Consider the following 2840-nt stretch of genomic DNA (forward strand, 5'->3'; position numbering starts at 1 on the left):
GCGCGTGGGGTCGCCGCCGGGCAGGTTGTCCGGCTCCTCGACCTCCACGAAGAGGTTCTCATCGGTGCGGAAGGCGAGCTGGCCGATGCACTCCTCGGCCTCCGAGCGCAGCTGCCCCACCTTCTGCTGGGCGATCATCACCTTGGTGTACTCGTGCTCGCCGGGCGACGCCTCCTGCTTGCTGATGGCCTCCTGGAGCGACACGTCCGCCTGCTCGGAGATGCGAAGGAGGCCCTTGATCTGCGTGAGCTTCTCGTTGGCGCAGTTGAGCTTCACCACGTCCTTCGTGCGCCGCGCCTCCTCCACCTTCTCCAGCACCTGGCGCAGCGCTTCGCGCATGCCGCCCAGCGCCTGTGTGCTGCGCTCCAGCTTCTGGCTGTCCGGCACGTCGGCGGCCTTGTCCAGCACGGAGGGCGGCGGGCGGACCCGCATGGGGGCCGGTGCCGGGGCCGCGGGCGCTTGCGCGAACGCCATCCCGGTGGTCATCACCACGACGAGCATTCCGACGATGCGCATGTGCGTCACGAGTCCCAGCCCCTTGATTCCCACCCTTCGAGAGTAGGAGCGGGGGGGAGGGGTGTCAACGCAATGCCCCAGGCTGCCTTCCGGCCGGCCCTCACTCCTGCGGCGCGAGGCGGGCGTTGGCTTCCCGGAGCCGCTCGGAGAGGCTGCGCGCGATGTTCACGACGATGAAGGTGAACCCCTCCGCGTGAGCAAGTCGGAAGGTGCGTAAATCCTGTGCGGTGAGCTGGAGCAGCTCCACCTCGCCCAGGGCGCGCACGGTGGCGGAGCGGTGGTCCTTGTCGATGAGGCCCATCTCCCCGAAGAACTCCGGCGGCCCGAGCACGGTGAGGGGCTTCACGGAAGGCGGCTGCCCCCGGCGCACCACCTCCACCTGGCCCCGCACGATGACGAAGAGGCTGTCGCCCAGGTCCCCCTCCTCGAACACCACCTCGCCGTGAGCGTACCGGTACAGCCGGGCCAGCTCCGCCAGCCGCGCCAGCTCCGCCGGGGCGAGCATCTCGAAGAGGGGGGATGTGGCGATGACGGCCAGCTTCTCCATGTGCTCCCCGCGGGTCCGGCGCATCCCGGGTGTCCGGACAACCGAGCCTAATCTCCTGGCGAGAAGATGAACGGGTACGAGACGGGGACGTCGTCACTCGGTTGGAAAGGGAACGTCCAGCTGCGGATGGTGGTGATGATGCAACTGCTGACACCCTCGGAGCCCAGGGTGCTTTCGTCCACTTCGATGTCGCCGGCGCGACCGTTCGGCTTGAGGTTGAAGCGGACCATCACCCTGCCCTTGAGGTTGGGGTCGCGCTTGAGTTCCTTCTCGTAGCAACGCTGGATGGACGCCTTCTTGCCGTAGATGAAGCGCCCCAGGGCCTTGGGGCTGACCTCGGAGCTGTCCACTTCCGGCACCGCGTCTGCCACCTGGGGCACCTTGACGGTCTGCTTGCGGCCGGTGTCCACGGCGCCCACGCCGGTGGTGCCCTTCACGTCGATGCCCGCGGCCTTGCCGCCGGTGTCGCCCTGGATGGTGCCAAGCCCGTTGCCGCCCGAGCCCACCGCGAGCGCGCCGCCGCCGGCCTGCGCGCCCTGGAGCGCCTCCGCCACGTTGGCGCCGCCCACGTCGTTGCTGAGCAGGTTCTCGATGACGCCGCCGCCGCCGCCGCTGGCGCCCAGCACCTTGAGGATGCCGGTGTTGGCCACCCGGGTCGCCAGCTGCTGGCGGCGCTCCTCCGCGGTGGCCGCGGGCGCGGTCGTCGCGGACGCGGTGTCGGGCTTCTTCTCCGTGGGCTTCTTCTCCTCCGGCTTCGCTTCCGGCGTGGAGCCGGTGTCCTTCGGCTGCTCCTTCGCGGGCGGCTGCTGCGGGATGATGGCGCGCACGAAGCGGTCTTCCAGCTGGTCGAGCGGCACCTCCGCCACCACCGGCGTGGGCCGGCTGGCGATGAGCGCGACGCTGGCCACGTAGAGCACGAGCATCGTCGCGAGGATGCCGAAGAAGAGCCGGTCCACGGCGCGCCACGCGCTGCCCTTCAGCTCGGGCGGGAGCGCGGGCTTCGCGTCCGCCGGGGGGGCGGGGACGAAGTGGAAGAAGAGGGTGGCGTCGGTGAGCTCCACCTTGCCGCGGGCGCTCTCCTGCAGGGGCAGGTCGAAGGTGGCGTCCGCGCGGCGGGTGGCGAGCCCCTGCGAGCGCAGCGCGTCGAAGTCCACGTCGGACGAGCCCAGGTTGACGCGGCCCTGCATGTGCTCGTCGATGATGAGGTGGAACTGGTTGGCGCGGTTCTCCAGCACCTTGAAGCGCCCGGGGCGCTCCAACGCGGCGGGCAGGACGATGGTGCTCCGGGCGTCATCGCCGATGGTGACGGAGTCGTGGAGGACGTGGTGCTCCTCGACGATGCGGCCGTCCTGGATGACGCCGACGCGCAGCAACTTGGGGCTGGTTTGGAGGGCCATGGCGCTAGAAGGGGTCCTGATCCACGCTCTGGACCACCTTGGGCACGAAGCTCTCGGTGCGGTTCAGGTCGTCGAAGCTCGGCTTCGATCGGTCGAGAAAATAGAAGGCTTCCGGCTTCTGGATGCGGCCCTCCACGGTGATGGCCTCCAGCTGGATGGCCCTGGGCGCCTTCTTCGTCGTGGGGGGCGCGGCCTCCCCCGCCTTTGGCGCGGGCTTGGGCGCGGGGTCCTCCGCCCGGGACACAGGGGCGGCGACGAACAGCAGGAGCAGGAGGGCGGGGCGCATGGGCGTGGGTCGTCTACCGGGCCTCGCGGGCTTCGCGAGCATCAGGTGGCACCTTAGCCGACGGAGCCGGCTGGGCGGCAGGGGGCCCCGGGGG

Annotated in this window: 4 protein-coding genes; all 4 read right to left on the reverse strand. The window is 70.3% G+C overall.

What is annotated here, in order from left to right; all coding sequences use genetic code 11:
* Positions 1 to 516 (reverse strand): hypothetical protein (locus tag D7X12_RS40680; protein WP_120630481.1); only part of this gene is annotated, 516 nt, incomplete at its 3' end.
* A gap of 100 nt (positions 517 to 616) precedes the next feature.
* The gene (locus D7X12_RS40685) at positions 617 to 1087 is read right to left on the reverse strand and encodes a cyclic nucleotide-binding domain-containing protein (RefSeq protein WP_244225077.1); all 471 of its coding nucleotides are present in this window, start codon (positions 1085 to 1087) and stop codon (positions 617 to 619) included.
* A 23-nt stretch (positions 1088 to 1110) separates the two neighbouring features.
* Positions 1111 to 2460 (reverse strand): AgmX/PglI C-terminal domain-containing protein, encoded by a 1350-nt coding sequence (locus D7X12_RS40690; protein WP_120630479.1) that lies wholly within the window; start codon positions 2458 to 2460, stop codon positions 1111 to 1113.
* 4 nt (positions 2461 to 2464) lie between these two features.
* Positions 2465 to 2746, reverse strand: coding sequence for a hypothetical protein (locus D7X12_RS40695; RefSeq protein ID WP_120630480.1), 282 nt, complete (start codon positions 2744 to 2746; stop codon positions 2465 to 2467).
* Positions 2747 to 2840: the final 94 nt, after the last annotated feature.

It is taken from the genome of Corallococcus sicarius (genome assembly GCF_003611735.1).
In the GTDB taxonomy this organism is placed as follows: Bacteria; Myxococcota; Myxococcia; order Myxococcales; family Myxococcaceae; genus Corallococcus; species Corallococcus sicarius.